Below are 4,683 nucleotides of genomic sequence, written 5' to 3'. Positions count from 1 at the left end.
CCGCCGAGACATTGCGGCTGGCGGCGAGGGGGCTCCTCTCGTACCCGCATTTCATCAGGTTGCGATGCAAGCGCATCAACCATGCGGCGTACTCAACATCGGCGGCATCGCCAACCTGACCCTGGTAAACCCGGACCCGAATAAAACTCTTGGGTTTGACACTGGCCCAGGGAACGCATTAATGGATGAATACTGCAAGGCCATGACAGGTTGCAGCTGTGATGCAGAAGGAACCTCTGCTGCCAGGGGAACGATTATTTCTGAACTGCTTGAACAGTGGTTGCAACATCCCTATTTTTCGGAAGAGCCCCCCAAAAGCACTGGCCGTGAGCTGTTCAACCTGAAGCAGCTTCAGATTCCCGAACAGTATCCCGCTGATAATGTTCTTGCCACGCTCGCAGAGCTGACAGCCACCAGCATAAGTAGCGCAATCAAGCGTTATGCGCCTGAACTTCAGGATCTTTATGTTTGTGGTGGAGGACTGAAAAACAGTCACCTGATGAACCGCATCCGAGCCAACCTGCCTCAGATGAATGTTCAGTCAACAGAAGCTGCTGGGGTACACCCTGACTGGATGGAAGCTATCGCTTTCGCCTGGCTAGGCTGGAGAACGTTAAATCACCTGAGCGGTAACCTGCCTGCAGTTACCGGTGCTCAGGGGGAAAGGATTCTTGGAGGAATCTACCCGGCCGGCGCGGGTGAAAACAATCAGAAGTAAGCGTAGCCCGCGCTCTCAAGGCGCTTACTTTCCTGATCTGCTGATGATACGCCCTCGATGAAGGGGGGCAGGTCGGTCAGTTCTATACCTCGCTGGCCCGTCCAGTGACGGCAGACTTTGACATCAATGATATTAAAAGCATCCAGACGCGCAGCAAGATCAACCAGAGCTTTGTTGTCGCGATAGTTGTCGCGTTTGAAAAGTTCGATTTCATCCCCCGACAAAACCAGCATTACAGGCTCTCGAGTGCGGTAAACATCCTGCCCTGAGGCAATTTTTTCTGCACGCTGGAGTAAAGCGAGCATTTCGTCTGCAGAGTGTTCCTGTATCCGGGCCTGGAACAATGCCGGAATGCCCTCTGTAGATGCAGGGATTACCTCGGCTGTAACGTCACCTTCCTGTACAGCTTCAACAGGAGCAACCACTGAATTATCGATGGCTGGTGCAGACGTTGTTTCCTGAAGACCTTCGTTAGCGAGACTGGATAAAGAATATGAGGCTAGTAAAGCAGTTAATACAATTCGCATGGGAACCTCCCTGATGCGTATCAAGTCAGATTGCGAATGACGAACCACAACCACATGTAGAAGAAGCGCCCGGGTTCGACACCGCAAAACGCGACCCTTCCAGTCCTTCCTGATAGTCAAGCACTGACCCAACGAGGTAACCGTAGCTTAGTGAGTCTACAAGTACCCGTACGCCTTCTTTTCCGATGAGGGCGTCATCCTCTGCCTGTTCATCATCAAAGGTGAAACCGTACTGGAAACCTGAACAACCACCACCAGTCACAAACACCCTCAGGCACAGCTCATCATCACCCTCATCTTCGAGAAGGTCACGAATTTTTTCTTCCGCTGCTTGCGTCAACTCAATCGGCGCGGCCTGCTGAACTGCTGTCATAATTACCTTGGAAAAGATGTCTTGGATAAGTCTTGTAGGATTATCTGCTTAACCGAGTGATTTAGTCAACTTTTGCCACTTCTGGCTGAGAAACGCCAGTGTCAGCTTTAGCTGAACCGGAGCCATGAATCAATTGGCCATTCACCTGCGCCCCTAATACCATTTCCATTGATGCGTAGTGGACATTGCCTGTAATGCGGGCTTTTTTCGCCAATTCAATATAGTCATAGGCATGGATATCTCCACATACCTCACCATTGACGATCACATTAGGTGCGGTAATCCGCCCTTCAACACGCCCCTTATCGCTGATACGTACCGACGCCTTAGAGCCCGGCTCGGCTATCAGGTTGCCCTTCAGGACACCATCGATCTGAATGGCGCCTTTCACTGCGATATCACCGCGGATTTCAGTGCGAGCCGAAATCACTGTATCAAAATCTATATGGTTGTTGGTCTTAGCACTGAACATCAGGCCTCTCCCTCGGAATTCCAGTTTCGGGTTTCTTCTACCCTTTGTGAGTTCTGCCCGCGTGACTGCATAACTACCTGTAGCTGTTGTGGGATAAAACCATCTGGCAGATTCAGCACACCTTTGAGTTCCTGAAAATAACGGAAGCGGAATGGTATACCCAGTTCACTGATATTTTCATCCAGATCCCGGAGGGCGATAACTTCCTGCTCGCCGGATCGCAAACCAATCACATTGACTGCGACCTCACCCTGAACATAATTCGTGTTATCGACAACCTGAGTCATCATAACGGCATAGCTGTACTGATTTGCATTAATTGCATCGAGGTCAATCCGGCTGATACGTAAGCCTTTATCGGCGCTACCGGGCGCCATGATACCCTTGTAGAACGCAACTTCCTGCTCAAGCACGGAAACCTGATCCTTCAGACTTTTTACGGTTTCACGGAAACCATCCGCAGCTTGCCGGTCAACTTCGCCGCCCTTCTCGAGCACTGCCACGCGCTGACTTAAATCTTCAATGGTTTTCTCGCTGGTGCGCAAACCGTCTTTAAGGTAACCGTTCTCTTCTTTGAGTACTTTCATCTGCGTGTAGCTATCGAAGTACCCGTAGAGATAACCTCCACCTGCGGTCATCAGAATAAGAATGGCGAGCCAGAAAGCCCGCCGGAAGCGATAACCTTTCGCCCGACGAACAATGACCAACTCATCCTGAACACTGCCTTCAACTACTGCCATGCTCTACCTCCAGAAACGCTCGTTAAGGCATCAGAGCAACGTGTTGCAGGCCCATGTTTTCTTCAAGACCAAACATAATATTCATACATTGCACCGCCTGGCCGGATGAACCTTTAACAAGGTTATCAATCGCAGACAGCACGATGACCTGACCGGTATCTTCGTGATAATGCAGTGCCAGGCGACAGAGATTGCTGCCCTTCACGCTTCTGGTCGCTGGCTGACTACCTGCTGGAAGTACGTCGACGAATGGTTCATCAGCATAACGCTCTTCGTAGATTTTCTGCAGATCTTCAATCTTCTGCCCCGGTACCTGAGCATAAAGCGTTGCCAGGATGCCCCGAATCATAGGCGCAAGGTGAGGCGTGAAGGTGATGTTAATGTCTTTTCCACCCGCAGCCGCTTTCAGCTCCTGACGTATTTCTGGCAGGTGACGGTGTCCGGATGTGCCGTAAGCCATAAAGCTGTCGGCCGTTTCAGCAAACAGCGAACCGACTTTCGCACCGCGCCCGGCACCACTAACGCCCGTTTTACAGTCAGCGATCAGTAGCTGGTCTTCGATCAGTCCCTGCTCAATCAGTGGTATCAAACCCAGTTCGACAGACGTTGGGTAGCAACCGGGACAAGCAACAAGGCGTGCTTTGCTGATGTCACTCCGATAGACCTCAGGCAAACCGTATACAGCTTCTGGGAGAATACCCGGTGCGCCATGCTCCTGGCCGTACCATTTTTCCCATGTCGGGACGTCTTTTAAACGGAAATCCGCAGACAAATCGACAACGCGAGCACCTGAGTTCAGCACTTCTTCTGCAAGAGCATGCGCAACACCATGAGGCGTTGCAAAAAATACGACGTCACATTCACCCAGCGCATCGGCATCTGGTACGGTAAAGGCGAGGTCGGTATACCCGCGGAGATTAGGGTACATATCATCGACCCGGACACCCTCTTCACTGCGCGATGTAATCACTTTCAACTCAGTTTCTGGGTGGTGCACGAGAATACGCAACAGTTCTACACCGGTATACCCAGTGCCGCCAACGATGCCAACCTTAATCACAGACAATCTCCGAAGTAGTCTAGTAGTGCTCTTGTATGCCTCCGCCACAGAATGCTATTGAACAAAGAGTATTTTATGGCGCAGGAAAGCGGCGCCCGGAGGGTGTTTCCAGCCGTGCCGCAAAGATGAGTATAATAGCGGGTATTCCGCACTCTTCACACCATAAGGCCAGAAAGGAACCGTCAATAGTGACCCCGTTACGCCAACTCTGGCAAAACATGATCACACTGTCTGACAACCAGATTGGATTAGCTGGCCTGGCGCTATTAACCGGACTTGTCAGTGCAGGCCTGATTACACTCTTCCGCCTGGCAATTGAGCTTCCCCTCGTCGCTTTCTTTCCGATTGGCTCCGCCGAGAATTTCGAAGGCATGTCGCAGGAAGTGCGTTCACTGCTTCTTCTAGGTGGCGGCGCCCTGCTGATTCTGTTGTTTTATTGGGTTCCACAAGAACGGCGCAGTATGGGCGTAACCCACGTTCTGCTTAGGATGGAGCGACATCAGGGATACATGCCCGCCCGCAACATTATTCTGCAGTGGATTTCTGCAGTGATTGCTTTGGTCAGCGGACACAGTGTTGGCCGTGAAGGACCGGCGATTCACATAGGTGCAGGCACGGGAAGTCAGATCGGACAACACACCGAATTAGCCCATCATCGCTTACGTATTCTCGCGGCGGCTGGCGTCGCCAGTGCGATTTCCGCTTCTTTTAATACACCGATGGCAGGAGTCATTTTTGCTATGGAGGTTGTACTTCTGGAGTACAGCATCCGCGGTTTTATTCCGATCATCCT

Annotated in this window: 7 protein-coding genes; 2 read left to right on the top strand and 5 right to left on the bottom strand. The window is 51.5% G+C overall.

What is annotated here, in order from left to right:
* A partial coding sequence (locus B2067_RS05455; RefSeq protein WP_301387717.1) for an anhydro-N-acetylmuramic acid kinase occupies positions 1-718 on the top strand: 718 nt, incomplete at its 5' end.
* Here the strand turns inward: B2067_RS05455 and B2067_RS05450 are convergent.
* From B2067_RS05450 to argC, 5 genes are all read right to left on the bottom strand, one after another.
* The gene (locus B2067_RS05450; RefSeq protein ID WP_301387716.1) at positions 709-1,245 is read right to left on the bottom strand and encodes a hypothetical protein; all 537 of its coding nucleotides are present in this window, start codon (positions 1,243-1,245) and stop codon (positions 709-711) included. The genes B2067_RS05455 and B2067_RS05450 overlap by 10 nt on opposite strands.
* A 25-nt stretch (positions 1,246-1,270) precedes the next feature.
* Entirely contained in the window at positions 1,271-1,618 is a 348-nt protein-coding gene (gene erpA, locus B2067_RS05445) for an iron-sulfur cluster insertion protein ErpA (RefSeq protein WP_068444719.1), read from the bottom strand.
* Positions 1,619-1,679: 61 nt separating this feature from the next.
* Positions 1,680-2,090 (bottom strand): bactofilin family protein, encoded by a 411-nt coding sequence (locus B2067_RS05440; RefSeq protein ID WP_068444722.1) that lies wholly within the window; start codon positions 2,088-2,090, stop codon positions 1,680-1,682.
* Positions 2,090-2,830: a DUF6776 family protein gene (locus tag B2067_RS05435; protein WP_301387715.1), complete on the bottom strand. Its 741-nt coding sequence runs from the start codon at positions 2,828-2,830 to the stop codon at positions 2,090-2,092. The genes B2067_RS05440 and B2067_RS05435 overlap by 1 nt, the downstream gene beginning before the upstream one ends.
* 22 nt (positions 2,831-2,852) lie before the next feature.
* The gene (gene argC / locus B2067_RS05430; protein WP_301387714.1) at positions 2,853-3,890 is read right to left on the bottom strand and encodes an N-acetyl-gamma-glutamyl-phosphate reductase; all 1,038 of its coding nucleotides are present in this window, start codon (positions 3,888-3,890) and stop codon (positions 2,853-2,855) included.
* 188 nt (positions 3,891-4,078) lie between these two features.
* Between argC and B2067_RS05425 the strand changes: the two genes are divergently transcribed.
* Positions 4,079-4,683 (top strand): chloride channel protein (locus B2067_RS05425; RefSeq protein ID WP_301387713.1); only part of this gene is annotated, 605 nt, incomplete at its 3' end.

Source organism: Thalassolituus sp. UBA2590 (genome assembly GCF_002339775.1).
In the GTDB taxonomy this organism is placed as follows: Bacteria; Pseudomonadota; Gammaproteobacteria; order Pseudomonadales; family Oceanobacteraceae; genus Thalassolituus.
The sequence above is the reverse complement of the archived record's forward strand: the minus strand, read 5'-3'. Positions and strand labels throughout refer to the sequence as shown.

Coding starts and splice junctions, on each gene's coding strand:
- B2067_RS05450 (WP_301387716.1), bottom strand. CDS start 1,245: ATGCGAATTGTATTAACTGCTTTACTAGCCTCATATTCTTTATCCAGT.
- erpA (WP_068444719.1), bottom strand. CDS start 1,618: ATGACAGCAGTTCAGCAGGCCGCGCCGATTGAGTTGACGCAAGCAGCG.
- B2067_RS05440 (WP_068444722.1), bottom strand. CDS start 2,090: ATGTTCAGTGCTAAGACCAACAACCATATAGATTTTGATACAGTGATT.
- B2067_RS05435 (WP_301387715.1), bottom strand. CDS start 2,830: ATGGCAGTAGTTGAAGGCAGTGTTCAGGATGAGTTGGTCATTGTTCGT.